The sequence below is a fragment of the Streptomyces sp. NPDC099050 genome (assembly GCF_044759865.1).
Classification (GTDB): domain Bacteria; phylum Actinomycetota; class Actinomycetes; order Streptomycetales; family Streptomycetaceae; genus Streptomyces.
The window spans coordinates 484,533-499,689 of sequence record NZ_JBIWAE010000003.1 but is presented as its reverse complement, the minus strand read 5'-3'; the positions used below and the strand labels follow the sequence as shown (position 1 = coordinate 499,689).

Genomic DNA, 15,157 nt, shown 5'->3' with positions numbered 1-15,157 from the left:
GCCGCGCGAGGCGGTACGGTGGGGCGTGAAGGTTACGGCTACACGGTCAGAGGAGGGAGCCACCGATGATTCTGCTCCGTCGCCTGCTGGGTGACGTGCTGCGTCGGCAGCGCCAGCGCCAGGGCCGTACTCTGCGCGAAGTCTCCTCGTCCGCCCGAGTTTCGCTCGGCTATCTCTCCGAGGTGGAGCGGGGGCAGAAGGAGGCATCTTCCGAGCTGCTCTCCGCGATCTGCGACGCGCTTGACGTACGGATGTCAGAGCTGATGCGGGAAGTCAGCGACGAGCTTTCGCTCGCCGAGCTGGCCCAGTCCGCCGCGGCGAGCGAACCGGTGTCCGCACCGGTCCGTCCGATGCTCAATTCGGTATCCGTGGCCTCGGTCACGGGTGGCCCGGAACGGGTGACCATCAAGGCGCCCGTGGAAGCGGTGAATGTCGTAGCCGCGTGACGCGTGCGTGCGTGAGCGTCTGCCTGTGCGCGTGAGTCTGCGTGCGCGTGTGCTGAGCGTATGAGTGTGGCCGGAGCCCCGGCCGGTGCCCCTTGGGTGCCGGGCGGGGCTCTTTGCCGTTCCGGGGGCGGGCGGGGCGTTTGCGTGCCGGGGCGACGGGGGTGCGGGTGCGGGCGGGGTGCGGGAGGATGGGCCCGTTCGGGTCTCCGGCCCTGGAGGTGGCCGTGCGGCGGTTGCTGGGTATACCCGTGGGTCTGGCCCTCGCGCTGTCGGTGGGCGTCCTGTGGTGGTGGGCCGTGCTGCGGCTCGTGCTGGCTCCGGCCGAGGCCGGGCCGGTGGAGGGCGCGGTCGCCGTCGGGGGGTGGGGGCTGGGGCTGCTGCCGGTGCACTGTGTGCCGAAGCCGGTGGGTGGCCGCCGCCGCCGTGGGGCGGCGAAGGGCGTGCGTGGTGACGGGGGCGGAGCCGGGGGCGGGGGCGTCGCGGGCGGCGGTGGGGAGTGGGCTGCTGCCGGGTCGGTGGGGGCCCTGGATGCGGGGGCGGGGGCTTCGGAGGGCGGCGAGCCGGGTTCCGGCTGATCGGGGGCGGGGCGGGGCGGGGCGGGGTGGGGCGGGGCGGGTGCGGGCGGGTGCGGGGGCGTCGAGCTCGGGGTGGGTGTGGCCGGGGGTGGGTGGTTACCAGGGCATGGAGACTCCACCGTTCGGGCGAAGGATCTGGCCCGTCATGAAGGACGAGGCGTCCGAGGCTAGGTAGAGCACCGCCTGGGCTATGTCCTCGGGCTCTCCCACGCGGCGCAGCGGGGACATGCGCGTCATCATCGCCTCGGTCTGCTCCTGGACCTCGGGGCTGTGCCGGCCGGTCATCGGGGTGCGGATCCATCCCGGGGCGACGGCGTTGACGCGGATGCCGTGCGGGCCTGCCTCCGTGGCGAGGGTCTTGGTCAGCTGGACGACGGCCGCCTTGGCGGCGCTGTAGCAGAGCAGGCCGGGCTGGGCGGCGTCCACGGCGCCGGAGGCCATGGTGATGATCGAACCGGGCCGGCCGGCCGCGATCATGGCGCGGGCCGCCTCCTGGCAGGTGCGCAGCACCCCCTTGAAGTTGATGTCCAGGACCCGGTCGAGGTCCTCGTCGGAGGTCTCCAGGACGCTGCTGCTGTGCATGATTCCGGCGATCGCGGCGGTGATGTCGAGCGGGCCGGCCTGTGAGATCGCCGACCTGATCGCGGCGCGGTCGGTGACGTCGAGGGGGTGGGCGGTGGCCTGGCCGCCGGCCTTGGTGACGAGTTCGACGGTCTCCTGGAGGCCCTGGGCGTCGCGGTCCGCGCAGTGCACGGCGGCTCCGGCCTCGGCGAGGAGCACGGCGGTGGCCCGGCCGATGCCGCTGGCGGCGCCGGTGATCAGGGCGGTGCGGCCGGTGAGTTCGTACGCGCTGGGTGTAGGCATGCGGGGACGGTACGACTGGAGCTGACGGGCCGTCAACTAACGTGTCGGGCCGGATTGGCAGCGCGGACACCAGTAGGTGGGGCGGTCGTCCTGGGGGGCCTCGCGGACGGGGGTGCCGCAGCGCAGGCAGGGGCGGTGGACGCGACCGTAGACGAACAGCTCCTGGCCGCGGCGGCTGCTGCCCGTGGTGTTGCGGTGGCGGGCCTTGTTCGCGTCGAGGAGCCGGTGTGCGGCGGCGGCCAGGCGGGGCAGGGTGCTGGGCGGCAGATCGCCCACCGGGGTCCAGGGGGTGACCTGGGCGAGGAAGCAGAGCTCGGCCTTGTAGATGTTGCCGATGCCGGCCAGGTTGCGCTGGTCGAGGAGGGCCTCGCCGAGGGGGCGGGCGGGGGCGGCGAGGAGGTTCGCGGCGGCGGTGGCCTCGTCCCAGTCGGGACCGAGCAGGTCGGGGCCGAGGTGCCCGACGGCGCGGTGTTCGTCGGCGGTGCGGAGCAGTTCGACGACGGGGAGGCGATAGCCGACGGCGGTGTGGTCGGTGGTGGCGAGGATGACGCGGATCTCGTGGGCGGGGCCGGGTGGGGTGGTGGGCCTGGTCTTGGTGCCCCCGGTGGCCCCGGTGGCTCCGGTGGTGGGGAGGATGCGCCAGGTGCCGTCCATCCGGAGGTGGGTGTGGAGAGTGAGGAGGGGGTGGGGGGTGGCTCCTGGGCCTGGTCCGGGTCTGATGCCGGGTGCTGGTCCTGGGGCGGTGTTGGGTGCCGGGTGGCCGAAGCGGATGAGGAGGTGTTTGCCCCGGGGGACGACTTCGAGGGTGGTGAAGCCGGTGAGGTCGGCGGTGGCGAAGCGGGGGACGCGGAGGTCGGAGCGGGTGAGTTCCTTGCCCGCGAGGGCTTCGCGGAGGCGGGCCGCGGTGCGGTAGACGCTGTCTCCTTCGGGCATGGGTTCATTCTCCTGCGGAGGCGGGCCGGTGGGGCGCGGTCGGGCGGCGCCGTGCGTGGTGTCTGCTCCCCGCCCCGCCCTTCCTCCGTTCCCCGGGGCTGCGCCCCGGACCCCGGTCTGGTCGGGGGCGGGCCCGGTGGGTGGGGTTGGGCCCGGGCCTCTCTGGAGCTGTGGCCTGGGCCCGGTTTGGTCGGGGGTGGGCCTGGTGGGTGGGGTTGGGCTCGGGCTTTCTCTGGGGCTGTGGCCTGGGCCCGGTTTGGTTGGGGGTGGGCCTGGTGGGTGGGGTTGGGTGCCGGGGCCTGTTTTGGTTCGGGGTGGGACTGGTTGTGGGGTTGGGGCTTGGGGTCGGTTCTGGGTGTTGTTCCGGTTGCGCGGGGGTCTGGCGCGGGCGTGGTTGTGGGCGTCGCTTCGGACCGGGGGCGGCTGTGTGCGCTGGGCCTGGTTCGGGGTCAGTGGCGGAAGCGGAGGCCTTGGGGGGTGGCGTGGAAGCCCGTGGCTTCTGTGGGTGGGGCGTAGGGGGAGGTGAGGGACGGGGCGGCGTTGATGCGTTCCACCGTGAGGGTGGGGAGGGTGCCCTGGCGGGAGGCCGTGGTGAGGGCCGTCAGGGCGGCGGTGAGGCGGGGGTCGTCCGGGTCGGGCCAGGCGAGGAGGGTTTTGCCGCCGCGCTCCAGGTAGAGGGTGAGTTCGCCGTCGACCAGGACCACCAGGGAGCCCGCCTTGCGGCCCGGCTTGTGGGTGGCTCCGGTCGGGGGCTCCGGCCAGGGGAGGGCCGCGCCGTAGGCGTTCGCCGGGTCGGCGGCGGCGAGGACCACCGCGGCCAGTGGGGGCGGGGTGCGCTCGGCCGCGCGGAGCCGGTCGACCGCGCCGTCCATGGCGAACTGGGCCGCGCCCAGGCCTTCGACCACGTAGCCCCTGCGGGCCTGGCCGCTGTCCTCGAAGGCGGAGAGGATGCGGTAGACCGCGCTGAAGCCGCCTTCCACGCCTTCGGCGGCGACCGCGCCCCGGGTGACCACCCCGTGCCGGTCGAGCAGGGTGCGGGCCAGGGCGTGGGCGCGGTGGGTCGGGTCCGGGGCGTGGACCGGGAGCAGGGACCAGCGGCCCGACACCGTGGGCGGGCCCGTACGGGAGGCCGGGGTGGTGAGGGTGCCGTACCGGCCGCGGGGGATCGTACGGCGGGCGCGGTGGGCGGTGGCGCCCGCCGTGCGGCCCGAGCCGAGGAAGGAGCGCAGGGGGGCCAGGGTGTCGTTGGTCAGGCGGCCCGACCACGCCAGGTCCCAGACGGCGGAGGAGAGGTCGGCGTCCGAGGCGTCCGGGTGCAGGGCGCGGGCGCGGTCCGTGAGTTGGCGGAAGAACAGGCCGTAGCCGCCGGAGAGGGCGGACAGCACCGCTTCGTGGAGCGGGCTGAGCTCCAGGGGGTGGGGGGGAGGCAGGAGGAGGGGGGCCGCGTCGGCGAGGTAGAGGGAGACCCAGCCGTCCTTGCCCGGCAGGGCGCCCGCGCCGGCCCAGACGACCTCGCCGGAGGTGGTGAGCTCGTCCAGGAGGGTCGGGGAGTAGTCCGCCACGCGGGAGGGCAGGATCAGCCGCTCCAGGGCGGAGGCGGGCACCGCGGCGCCCTGGAGCTGCTCGATCGCGCGGGCCAGGCCGTCGATGCCGCGCAGGGCTCGCCCCACGTGCTGCCACTGGGGGAGGAAGGTGGCGAGGGAGGCGGGAGGGACCGGTTCCAGTTCCTGGCGCAGCGCGGCGAGGGAGCGGCGCCGTAGACGGCGGAGCACGGTGGCGTCGCACCATTCCTGGCCGATGCCCGCCGGGTGGAACTCGCCCTGGACCACCCGGCCGGCCGCCGCGAGCCGGTGCAGCGCGCCGTCCGTCACGGCCGTGCCCAGGCCGAAGCGGGCGGCGGCCGTGACCGTGGTGAAGGGGCCGTGGGTGCGGGCGTACCGGGCCAGGAGGTCGCCGAGCGGGTCCTTCACCGGCTCGGTGAACGCCTCCGGGACACCTACGGGGAGCGCCGTGCCCAGCGCGTCGCGCAGCCGGCCGGCGTCCTCGACGGCCGCCCAGTGGTCCTCGCCGCCGATCCGGACCCGGATCGCCCGGCGGGAGTCGGAGAGGGACGGAGCCCAGTCCGGTTCGGCGCCGCGGGCGGCCAGGTCCGCCGGGGTGAGCGGGCCCAGCAGGCGCAGCAGGTCGGCCACCGACTCGGCGTCCTTGGCCCGCCGGTCCTCGGTCAGCCACTGGAGCTCCCGCTCCAGTTCCGTCAGCACCTCCGCGTCGAGCAGTTCGCGGAGCTCCGCCTGGCCGAGCAGCTCGGCCAGCAGCCGGGAGTCCAGCGACAGCGCTGCCGCCCTGCGCTCGGCGAGCGGCGAGTCGCCCTCGTAGAGGAACTGGGCGACGTACCCGAAGAGGAGGGAGCGGGCGAAGGGGGAGGGCTCGGGCGTGGTGACCTCGACGAGCCGGACCCGGCGGGCCTCGATGTCCCCCATCAGCTCGATCAGGCCCGGCACGTCGAAGACGTCCTGCAGGCATTCCCGTACGGCTTCCAGCACGATCGGGAACGAACCGAACTCGGAGGCCACCTGGAGCAGCTGCGAGGCGCGCTGGCGCTGCTGCCACAGGGGGGTGCGCTTGCCGGGATCGCGGCGCGGGAGCAGCAGGGCGCGGGCCGCGCACTCGCGGAAGCGGGAGGCGAACAGGGCGGAGCCGCCCACCTGGTCGGTGACGATCTGCTGGACGTCCCCGTGCTCGAAGGCCACGTCGGCCGCGCCCAGCGGGGGTTTTTCGTCGTCGAAGTCGAAGGAGCGGGCGGAGCCGCCCGGCGCCGGGTCGTGGTCCAGCAGGTCCAGGTCCATGCTCAGGAGGTCCGCGTCCGGGAGGCGGAGCACGATGCCGTCGTCGGCGTGCATGACCTGCGCGTCCATCCCGTACCGCTCGGACAGGCGGGCGCCGAGCGCCAGCGCCCATGGGGCGTGCACCTGGGCGCCGAAGGGGGAGTGGACGACGACCCGCCAGTCGCCGAGCTCGTCGCGGAACCGCTCGACGACGATGGTCCGGTCGTCCGGTACGTGGCCGCAGGCCTCGCGCTGTTCGGCGAGGTAGGACAGGACGTTCTCCGCGGCCCAGGCGTCCAGGCCCGCCGCGAGCAGGCGCAGGCGGGCGTCCTCGGTGGTCAGGCCGCCGAGCTCGCGCAGGAAGGCGCCGACCGCGCGGCCCAGCTCCAGCGGGCGGCCCAGCTGGTCGCCCTTCCAGAACGGGAGGCGGCCCGGGACCCCGGGGGCGGGGGTGACCAGGACGCGGTCGCGGGTGATGTCCACGATCCGCCAGGAGGTGGTGCCGAGGGTGAAGACGTCGCCGACGCGGGACTCGTAGACCATCTCCTCGTCGAGCTCGCCGACCCTGCCCCCGCCCTTCTTGGGGTCGGACCCGGCCAGGAAGACGCCGAAGAGCCCGCGGTCCGGGATGGTCCCGCCCGAGGTCACGGCGAGCCGCTGGGCGCCGGGCCGGCCGGTGATCGTCCCGGCGACGCGGTCCCACACGACGCGGGGTCTGAGCTCGGCGAAGGCGTCCGACGGGTAGCGGCCGGCCAGCATGTCCAGCACTGCTGTGAAGGCGGAGTCGGGCAGCGCCGCGAAGGGGGCCGCCCGGCGCACCAGGGCGAGCAGGTCGTCCAGCTGCCAGGTGTCCATCGCGGTCATCGCGACGAGCTGCTGGGCGAGGACGTCCAGTGGGTTGGCGGGGATCCGCAGGGACTCGATCGAGCCCGTGCGCATCCGCTCGGTGACCACGGCCGCCTGGACGAGGTCGCCCCGGTACTTGGGGAAGACGACCCCGGTGGAGACCGCGCCCACCTGGTGTCCGGCCCGGCCCACCCGCTGGAGCCCGGAGGCCACCGACGGCGGCGACTCCACCTGGATGACGAGGTCCACCGCGCCCATGTCGATGCCGAGTTCCAGGCTGGAGGTGGCGACCACGGCGGGCAGCCGGCCCGCCTTCAAGTCCTCCTCCACCAGCGCCCGCTGCTCCTTGGAGACCGAGCCGTGGTGGGCGCGGGCCAGCAGGGGCGGAGCGCCCTGGGCGGCGCCGGACTGGGCCATGATCTCGGCCGGGGGCGGGCCCTCGGGCAGCGGGCCGCCGGTGGCGCGCTCGTACGCGATCTCGTTGAGCCGGTTGCACAGCCGCTCGGCGAGGCGGCGGGAGTTGACGAACACGATGGTGGAGCGGTGGGCCTGGACCAGATCGGCGATCCGCTCCTCCACGTGCGGCCAGATGGAGGGCTTGTCGCCGCCCTCCTTGCCCTCGGTGGCGGGGGAGCCGCCCAACTCGCCCATGTCCTCGACCGGGACGACCACCGAGAGGTCGAACTCCTTGGTGGAGGGCGGCTGGACGATCTCCACCTTGCCGCGCGGGGCGAGGTAGCGGGCCACCTCCTCCACCGGGCGGACCGTCGCCGACAGCCCGATCCGGCGCGCGGGGCGGGGCAGCAGCTCGTCCAACCGCTCCAGGGACAGCGCGAGGTGGGCGCCGCGCTTGGTCCCGGCGACCGCGTGCACCTCGTCCAGGATCACCGTCTCGATCCCGGCCAGGGCCTCGCGGGCCGCCGAGGTCAGCATCAGGAACAGCGATTCGGGCGTGGTGATCAGGATGTCCGGCGGCCGGGTCACCAGCGCGCGCCGCTCGGCTGGCGGGGTGTCGCCGGAGCGGATCCCGACCCGGATCTCCGGCTCGGGCAGGCCCAGGCGCACCGATTCCTGCCGGATGCCGGTCAGCGGGCTGCGCAGATTGCGCTCCACGTCCACCGCCAGGGCCTTCAGCGGCGAGATGTACAGCACCCGGCAGCGCTTCTTCGGCTCCGCCGGGGGCGGGGTCGAGGCGAGCTGGTCGAGGGCGGCGAGGAAGGCGGCCAGGGTCTTGCCGGAGCCGGTGGGGGCCACCACCAGGACGTCCGAGCCCGCCCCGATGGCCCGCCAGGCGCCCTCCTGGGCGGAGGTGGGCGAGACGAAGGCCCCCGTGAACCAGGAACGGGTCGCGGGGGAGAAGGAGTCGAGCGCGGTACCGGACATGCCCCCATCGTGCACCCGCCCACTGACAACCGGCCGGACCTGTGGAAACACCGGACCTGTGGAAACACCGGGCCTGGGGACACATCGGACCTGTGGACACACCGGGCCGCGGAATCGCCGGTCCTGCGGAAACCGCCCGGCCGGGACGGGCGCAGAATGGGGGGATGGGCACGGGGACGACCGGAGCGGGCGAGGGCCGCCGGGAGTGGGCGCGGCACTGGCAGTACGCGGAACTGCCCGGGCTGGACCTCCTGCGCGCCCACTACGTACGCCACACCTTCCCGCGTCACGCCCACGACGGGTACGTCATCGCGGCGGTGACCGGCGGCGTCGAGGAGATCGGCCTGCCCCGGGACACCCTGCGCGCCGGGCCCGGCAGCGTGGTCCTGATCAACCCCGAGGTCCCGCACACCGCCCGGGCCGGGGTCCCCGAGGGCTGGGCCTACGCGACCCTCTACCCCTCCCGGGCGCTGATCACCGAGGTCGCCACCGAGATCGGGACCCTGCGCGGGACCCCCGGCTTCACCGCCGACATGGTCGCCGACGCGCAGGCCTCGCGGGCCATCACCGAGGTCCACCGGGCCGCCGAGGCCGGCAACGCGCTGGCCGCCGACACCCTGCTGCGCGGGGTGGTGGCCCGGATGCTGACCCGGCACGCCGGGCCGCTGCCCGCCCGTGCGGCGGGCCGCGCGGGCGCCGCGGACGCGGAGCGGGCCCGGGCCGTACTGGAGGAGCGGATGGGGGAGCCCCCGTCGCTGGAGCAGCTCGCGGCGGAGCTGGGCACGAGTCCCTTCGCCCTGCTGCGGGCCTTCCGGGACCGGTACGGCATGCCCCCGCACACCTGGCTGACCGACGCCCGGGTCCGGCGGGCGCGCCGGCTGCTCGACGCCGGGGTTTCGCCGGCGGAGGCGGCCGTCACCGTCGGCTTCACCGACCAGCCGCACCTGAACCGGCACTTCACCCGCATCGTGGGGGTGCCGCCGGGCGCCTACCGGCGGGGGCGGGCGGCCGGTTAGGGTCCGGATCATGGACCGGTTGCGGCAGGCCGCGGTGTGGGGCGCGTAGGCGGAGCAGGTGCGCGGGCGGGTGCCCGAGTGGGCGCCGCCGGGCCCGGTGGTGGAGCGGGACGGGCCCCTCGTACGGACCCACTACGGCACGCACGGGCGTACGGGGCCGATCCGCCGGGCCTGGCCGAGGAGCTGCTTGCTCGGTGAGCCGCTGCGGCGGCGGGACGGCTAGGACGCGAGGCCCGCGCGGGTCTCCTCGATCAGGGTGCGGGCCTCGGCCACCGTGGCCGTCAGGGACTCGGGCGTCGTGCCCTGGGCGCCCAGCAGGGTGCGGACGCGGTCGCCGAAGCCCGCGGGAGCGGAGGGCAGTCGCTCGGCCGAGGCCAGGGCGCCCTTCTCGTTCAGGCACCAGCGGCGGTCGGCGGCGTACAGGGCCTGGACGAGGATGCCGAAGGCCTTGGACAGGCACAGGGAGACGTACAGGGCGTCCCCGCGGGCCGCGCCCTTCGCGGCGCCCGCGGCGAGGAACTCCGCCTCCCAGGCACCGGCCAGCAGGGCCTCGCGGAGCGGCTCCGGATAGGACGAGGCCGTGGTGCGCAGGGCCGTCAGCTCGCCCGTCGGGTCCGCCAGGACCTGGCCCAGGGCCACCTCGCCCGGGTAGCAGGGGGACCAGAAGCCGAGCGGGTGCCCCGGCTGCACACCCACCTCGTAGCGGCCCTCGCGGCACTCCTGCCACACCCGCTCCACCCGGTCCAGGTCGCGCAGGATCCAGTCCACCGCCACCCCGTCGACGCGCAGCCAGGCGCCGCCGTTGACCCAGGGGCCCCAGCCGCCGGGCCCGGCCACCTCCACGTCCGGGCCGGCCAGCGCGCCCAGCGCGGCGAGGTCGAGGGGGCCGCGGTAGTAGACGCCGAGGTCCCAGTCCGACTCGGGGCGGTGCTCGCCACGGGCCCGGCTGCCGCCGAGCATGACTCCGCGTACGCCGGTCACCTCGGCCAGCCGCTGGGCCATGTCCTTGATCACTTCGTGCATGGTGCAAGAACGTACAAGACCGGGATGGCGTGGGCCGCGTAATTTTCGGGCGTGGGAGAACAGCGGATGGTCATACGAGAAGAACCCGAGCGCGAGGTGCCCGCCCGAGAGGTTCCCGGCGCGGCGGCGGTTCCCGGCGGGGTGCCCGCGGGGGACGAGCCGCGCGCCTCCGTGGTCCGGGACGCGCTCGGCGTCGGAGTGGCGGTCGGGCTGTCCGGCTTCGCCTTCGGGGTGACCGCCGCCGGGTCCGGGGTCAGCACCCTCCAGGCGTGCGTGCTGAGCCTGCTGGTGTTCACCGGGGCCTCGCAGTTCGCGCTGGTCGGGGCACTGGCCGCGGGCGGGAATCCGTTCACCGCCGCCGCCGGGGCCTTCTTCCTCGGCACCCGCAACGCCTTCTACGGGCTGCGGCTGTCCCAGCTGCTCGCGCTGCCCAAGGGCGTACGCCCGTTCGCCGCGCACTGGGTGATCGACGAGACCACCGCGGTGGCCCTGGCCCAGCCCGACCGGAAGTCCGCGCGGCTCGGGTTCACCGTGACCGGGCTGAGCCTCTACGTCCTGTGGAACCTCACCACCCTGCTCGGCGCGCTCGGCGCCGAGGCCATCGGGGACACCCGCGCGTGGGGGCTGGACGCCGCCGGGCCCGCCGTGTTCCTGGCGCTGCTCGCGCCGATGCTGAAGACCGGCACCGAGCGGGCCGTCGCCGCGCTCGCCCTCGTCCTCGGGCTGGGCCTGCTGCCCGTACTGCCCGCCGGGGTGCCCGTGCTGATCGCGGCGCTGGCCGCGCCGATCGTGCTGTGGATGAAGGGAAGCCGTCCGTGAACGTCTGGATCGCCATCGGACTCACCGTCGTCGGCTGCTACGCCGTAAAGCTCGCCGGACTGCTCGTCCCCGCCGGAGCCCTGGAGCGGCCCGCGGTGCGCAAGCTCGCAGCCCTCCTGCCGGTCGCGCTGCTCGCCGCACTCACCGCGCAGCAGACCTTCGCCACCGGGCAGGAACTCGTGCTCGACGCCCGCGCCGCCGGGCTCGCGGCCGCCGCGGTCGCGCTGCTGCTGCGGGCCCCGTTCCTCGTCGTGGTCGTGGCGGCCGTGGCCGTCACCGCGGGGCTGCGGGCCCTGGGAGGTTAGCCGCGGCGGGGAGGCGGCCGTACGCGCGCAGGGTCAGCAGGGCCTCCAGCGTGGCGATCGGGCGCCTCTCCAGCGAGCTGCCCGGCGCCCACGCCGCGCGGCCCACCGGCCAGCCGCCGTCCGGCTGCTGCAGGCCGGCCAGGAAGCGCAGCGAGCCGTACAGCTCCGCGTCCGTGAACCAGCCGCGGGCGAGGGACTCCGGGCGGCGGGCGAAGTCGTACGGATACAGGTGCTCGCCCGGCGCCGGGGCCGGCGTGGAGTCCGGTACGGGGTCCGGCACGGGATCCCGTACGGGGTCCGCTACGGGGTCCAGTACGACGAGCCGCTGCTCGCGCACGAGCCGCCCCAGCCGGTCGGCGGCCGCCGCGGCCCGGGCCCGGTCGGGGGCCCCGTCCAGGAAGGCCACCGCGCCGCGGACCTCGTACGGGTGCCAGTGGCGCAGGTTCTCCACCCGGTCCCAGCAGAAGTCCGTCGCACGGAACAGCCACGCGTGCCACACCCGGTTGCGGTGCAGGATCCCGACGACGGGGCCGGTGGCCAGCAGGTCGCCCGGCGGGTCGTCGTGCAGCGGGTGGTAGGGGGCCGCCGGGTAGCCGCCGGAGCCCGGGGCGGTTGCCGGGAGCGCCCCGTCCGGGGTGGAGACCCGGGTCAGGTGGCGCAGAGCCGCTCGATGCGCTGTCCGGCGCAGCGGCCCAGGCCGTCCAGGACGCGCAGGGCGTGGGCGCTGTGCAGCGGGTGGCTCAGCGGACCGCGCAGATCCGGGTCGAGGGCGTGGCCGTAGCCGCCGTCGCCGCCCAGGTAGGCACCGAGGGCGGTGTCCACCGGGTCGGCGTCCCCGCCGAGGAAGTGGAACGCGAACCGCCGCTGCTCCAGCACGCGGGCCGTGAGCCAGATGAACCGCTCGGCACGGGCGAGCGCGCTCGTCGCCGAGGCCGCCGCGGTCGCTGAGGCCGGCGCCGTCGCTGTGGCCGCCGCCGGGGCGCGGCCTTCGTCTCCAGGCATGCCAGGAACCGTAGGGGCCCGGGCCGCACCGAGGGGGCCCGAACCGGGAGGGTGCACTCTCCGGGGCGGGATACTGGAGGCATGCGGTTGACGATTTTCTGGGAGCGGATGGCCGAGCACTTCGGCGCGGGCTACGCGGACTCCTTCGCGCGGGACCACGTCATGACGGAGCTCGGGGGACGCACGGTCCACGAGGCGCTGGACGCGGGCTGGGAGGCCAAGGACGTGTGGCGCGCGGTGTGTTCGGCGGTGGACGTGCCCGCCTCGCTGCGCTAGTACGGCGCGCCCGGCGGGTCCCGTACACCCGCCGTCGGCAGATCCTTCCGGCTCCCGGACCGCCTCGTCGGGACGGGACCGGGGCGAACGCTTCGTGGTTCGCGGCGCCGGTGGGACAGACTGGTCGGCGTGGCAGCCAGTGATGAGACGACCGACCGGCCCGAAGCCCTCCGGAGCGCGCCGCCGACCGGCCCGGCGACCGCCGCGGACGCCTCGGCCGCAGGCCCCGTAAGGGGAGGATCCGACGCGCCGGGTCCCGCCCGTGAACCGGCTCCGTCGGATGAGCGGATGCCGCGCTGGCTGCCGCGCGCGGTGATCCTCGTACTGGCCCTGGTGGCCTGTTTCCAGCTCGGCAGCTGGGCCTTCCACCAGCTCATCGGGCTGCTCGTCAACATCCTGATCGCGTTCTTCCTCGCGCTCGCGATCGAACCGGCCGTGGCCCGGATGGCGGCCCGCGGCATGCGCCGCGGACTCGCCACCTTCCTGGTGTTCCTCGGGGTGTTCGTCGGCGCCGTCGGATTCGTCGTCCTGCTCGGCTCGGTCCTCGCCGCACAGATCATCGACCTGGTGGAAGGCTTCCCCGGCTATCTCGACTCGCTGATCGGCTCGATCAACGACACCTTCCACACGGACCTGTCCCGGCTGGACATCCAGGACAGCCTGCTGCACTCGGACTGGCTGCAGAAGTACGTGCAGAACAGTGCCAGCGGCGTGCTCGACGTGTCCGCCACCGTGCTCGGCGGGCTGTTCAAGCTGCTGACGATCGGCCTGTTCTCCTTCTACTTCGCCGCCGACGGGCCGCGACTGCGCCGCGCGCTGTGTTCCGTACTGCCTCCCAGGAAGCAGGCGGAGGTGCTGCGCGCGTGGGAGATCGCCGTCACGAAGACGGGCGGATACCTCTACTCGCGCGGGCTGATGGCGCTGATCTCCGGGATCGCGCATTACATCGTCCTCGCGGTGCTGGACGTGCCGTACGCGCCCGCGCTCGCGGTGTGGGTGGGGCTGGTGTCGCAGTTCATCCCCACCATCGGCACCTACCTGGCGGGTGCGCTGCCGATGCTGCTCGCCTTCACGGTCAACCCCTGGTACGCGCTGTACGTCCTCGGATTCGTGGTGGTGTACCAGCAGTTCGAGAACTACGTGCTCCAGCCGAAGCTCACCTCGAAGACGGTGGACATCCACCCGGCGGTGGCCTTCGGATCGGTCATCGCCGGCACCGCCCTGCTGGGCGCGGTCGGGGCGCTCATCGCGATCCCGGCCGTCGCCACGATGCAGGCCTTCCTCGGCGCGTACGTGAAGCGGTACGCGGTGACGGGGGAGGACACCCCCGGCGGGAGCGTCGCGGGCGCTACCGCGCCCCGGCGTCGCCGAGTACGGATTCCAGGGCGTCGGTGACGGCCGCCTCGGTGGCGGCCTTGTCGATGCCGAGGGAGGACAGCACGCCTTCGCCGTCCTCGAGTTCGAGGAGCGCGAGCAGGATGTGCTCGGTGCCCACGTAGGCGTGGCCCAGGCGCAGGGATTCGCGGAAGGTGAGCTCGAGGGCCTTCTTGGCGGCTGCGTCGAAGGGCACGAGCTCGGGCACCTCCCCGGCGGCGGCCGGCAGGGAGGCGGTCGCGGCGGCGCGCACGTCCTCCAGGGCGACCCCCTGGCCCCGCAGGACGAGCGAGGCGAGGGACTCGGTGTCGGCGAGCAGCCCGAGGATCAGGTGGGCGGCGACGATCTCGGGGTTGCCGGCCGCGCGGGCCTCGTTCTGGGCGGTGACGACGACGTTGCGGGCGCGCGGCGTGAACCGGCCGAAGCCCTGCGCGGCGTCGGCGTCGGCGCCGTCCCCGGCCTTGTCGGCCTTGGGAACGAAGCGCTTCTGGGCGGCCTGGCGGGTGACGCCCATGCTGCGGCCGATGTCGGTCCAGGAGGCTCCGGAGCGGCGGGCCTGGTCGACGAAGTGGCCGATGAGGTGGTCGGCGACGTCCCCGAGGGCCTCGGCGGCGACGACCGCGCCGCTGAGCTGCTCCAGGGTGTCGGTGTGGACCTTCTTGATGGCCTCGATGAGGTCGTCGAGGCGTACCGGATTGGTCATGCGAACGGGTTCCACCGAAGGGTTCGTCATAGAGGCAACCCTAGGTTGACAGTCGAAAGGGTGTCAACCTAGGGTTGTCACTTTCCTGGCTCCCGCAGCGTGAAGCTCGCGCGCTCGCGCCAGGCCGTCCCGTCGTAGGCCACCAGGTCGACGGCGCGGGCGCGGGCGGCGAGGGGGAGCCGGCCGGTCAGGTCGGCCTCGGCGGCGTCCAGGTCCGCCTCGGAGGCGCGCTGGGCCACCGTGAGGTGCGGGACCGGGTCCGGATAGCGGCCGCCGTAGGGCAGGACGTCCGGCCAGCGCCCGGTGATCGCGCGGGTCAGCCGGCGCAGCGGGGCGTCCGGCTCCGGGGTGAGGTAGAGCATCCCGGGGAACCGGCCGGTCCGCTCGAAGCGCAGGTCGAAGGCGTGGTGGGGGCTCAGGGCCGCGGCGATCCCGGCGAGGATTGAGGCGTCGATCAGGCTCTCCTGGAGGAATGGGTACAGCACGCTCACGTGCGCCGGCACTCCGGCCCCGGCCCGGGTCGCGGGGTCGATCCGCTCCTGCCAGTCCCGTACGACGGGTTCCGCTTCTGGTATCCGCACGATGAGCGCGGTGCGGCCGGTGGGGAACATGCTGGAGGTGTCGTCCGTCATGAGAGTGGATCATGCCAGCCGCCGGTGGGGCGCACGGGTCCGGCGTGGCGCGCTTGACAGGGAAATCGAACACGCATTCTCATGGGTTATCCACAGTCAAACCGGACGTGGGACCGCGTTGTCAGTGGCAGGCGT

Annotated in this window: 13 protein-coding genes and 1 pseudogene; 7 read left to right on the top strand and 7 right to left on the bottom strand. The window is 74.5% G+C overall.

All coding sequences use genetic code 11. The annotated features are described in order from the left end of the window. Nucleotides 1–65: 65 nt before the first annotated feature. Both ACIQV3_RS07980 and ACIQV3_RS07975 read left to right on the top strand, forming a co-directional pair. The gene (locus tag ACIQV3_RS07980) at nt 66–446 is read left to right on the top strand and encodes a helix-turn-helix domain-containing protein (protein ID WP_112451800.1); all 381 of its coding nucleotides are present in this window, start codon (nt 66–68) and stop codon (nt 444–446) included. A 224-nt stretch (nt 447–670) separates the two neighbouring features. Then, nucleotides 671–1,021, top strand: a complete 351-nt coding sequence (locus ACIQV3_RS07975) for a hypothetical protein (protein WP_403710892.1) — start codon at nt 671–673, stop codon at nt 1,019–1,021. A 96-nt stretch (nt 1,022–1,117) separates the two neighbouring features. Here the strand turns inward: ACIQV3_RS07975 and ACIQV3_RS07970 are convergent, their stop codons facing one another. The 3 genes from ACIQV3_RS07970 to ACIQV3_RS07960 all read right to left on the bottom strand — a co-directional run bounded on the left by ACIQV3_RS07970 (nt 1,118) and on the right by ACIQV3_RS07960 (nt 7,872). After that, nucleotides 1,118–1,885: an SDR family NAD(P)-dependent oxidoreductase gene (locus tag ACIQV3_RS07970; protein WP_403710835.1), complete on the bottom strand. Its 768-nt coding sequence runs from the start codon at nt 1,883–1,885 to the stop codon at nt 1,118–1,120. A gap of 36 nt (nt 1,886–1,921) precedes the next feature. Further along, complete coding sequence (locus tag ACIQV3_RS07965; RefSeq protein WP_403710833.1) at nt 1,922–2,818, bottom strand: DNA-formamidopyrimidine glycosylase family protein; 897 nt, start codon at nt 2,816–2,818, stop codon at nt 1,922–1,924. Between the two features lie 449 nt (nt 2,819–3,267). Next, entirely contained in the window at nt 3,268–7,872 is a 4,605-nt protein-coding gene (locus tag ACIQV3_RS07960; RefSeq protein WP_403710831.1) for an ATP-dependent helicase, read from the bottom strand. 164 nt (nt 7,873–8,036) lie between these two features. Between ACIQV3_RS07960 and ACIQV3_RS07955 the strand changes: the two genes are divergently transcribed. Further along, the gene (locus ACIQV3_RS07955) at nt 8,037–8,888 is read left to right on the top strand and encodes an AraC family transcriptional regulator (RefSeq protein WP_403710829.1); all 852 of its coding nucleotides are present in this window, start codon (nt 8,037–8,039) and stop codon (nt 8,886–8,888) included. Nucleotides 8,889–9,107: 219 nt separating this feature from the next. On the opposite strand, the gene ACIQV3_RS07950 is transcribed toward ACIQV3_RS07955, so the two are convergent. Then, nucleotides 9,108–9,911, bottom strand: a complete 804-nt coding sequence (locus ACIQV3_RS07950) for a DUF4037 domain-containing protein (RefSeq protein WP_403710827.1) — start codon at nt 9,909–9,911, stop codon at nt 9,108–9,110. Between the two features lie 66 nt (nt 9,912–9,977). Here ACIQV3_RS07950 and ACIQV3_RS07945 point away from each other — a divergent pair, with 66 nt between their 5' ends. Then, nucleotides 9,978–10,730, top strand: a complete 753-nt coding sequence (locus ACIQV3_RS07945; protein WP_403710825.1) for an AzlC family ABC transporter permease — start codon at nt 9,978–9,980, stop codon at nt 10,728–10,730. Continuing rightward, nucleotides 10,727–11,035, top strand: coding sequence for an AzlD domain-containing protein (locus tag ACIQV3_RS07940; RefSeq protein WP_403710823.1), 309 nt, complete (start codon nt 10,727–10,729; stop codon nt 11,033–11,035). The genes ACIQV3_RS07945 and ACIQV3_RS07940 overlap by 4 nt, the downstream gene beginning before the upstream one ends. On the opposite strand, the pseudogene ACIQV3_RS07935 reads toward ACIQV3_RS07940, so the two are convergent. After that, nucleotides 11,004–12,037, bottom strand: a pseudogene (locus ACIQV3_RS07935) (hypothetical protein). The gene ACIQV3_RS07940 and the pseudogene ACIQV3_RS07935 overlap by 32 nt on opposite strands. Before the next feature lie 81 nt (nt 12,038–12,118). Here ACIQV3_RS07935 and ACIQV3_RS07930 point away from each other — a divergent pair. Together ACIQV3_RS07930 and ACIQV3_RS07925 are read left to right on the top strand one after the other, a co-directional pair. Then, the gene (locus ACIQV3_RS07930) at nt 12,119–12,313 is read left to right on the top strand and encodes a DUF3046 domain-containing protein (RefSeq protein ID WP_214955542.1); all 195 of its coding nucleotides are present in this window, start codon (nt 12,119–12,121) and stop codon (nt 12,311–12,313) included. 288 nt (nt 12,314–12,601) lie between these two features. Next, the gene (locus ACIQV3_RS07925; protein ID WP_403710891.1) at nt 12,602–13,708 is read left to right on the top strand and encodes an AI-2E family transporter; all 1,107 of its coding nucleotides are present in this window, start codon (nt 12,602–12,604) and stop codon (nt 13,706–13,708) included. Here ACIQV3_RS07925 and ACIQV3_RS07920 read toward each other — a convergent pair. Both ACIQV3_RS07920 and ACIQV3_RS07915 read right to left on the bottom strand, forming a co-directional pair. Beyond that, nucleotides 13,662–14,420, bottom strand: coding sequence for a Clp protease N-terminal domain-containing protein (locus tag ACIQV3_RS07920; RefSeq protein ID WP_403710821.1), 759 nt, complete (start codon nt 14,418–14,420; stop codon nt 13,662–13,664). The genes ACIQV3_RS07925 and ACIQV3_RS07920 overlap by 47 nt on opposite strands. 47 nt (nt 14,421–14,467) lie before the next feature. Next, nucleotides 14,468–15,022, bottom strand: coding sequence for a 2'-5' RNA ligase family protein (locus ACIQV3_RS07915; protein ID WP_403710819.1), 555 nt, complete (start codon nt 15,020–15,022; stop codon nt 14,468–14,470). Nucleotides 15,023–15,157: the final 135 nt, after the last annotated feature.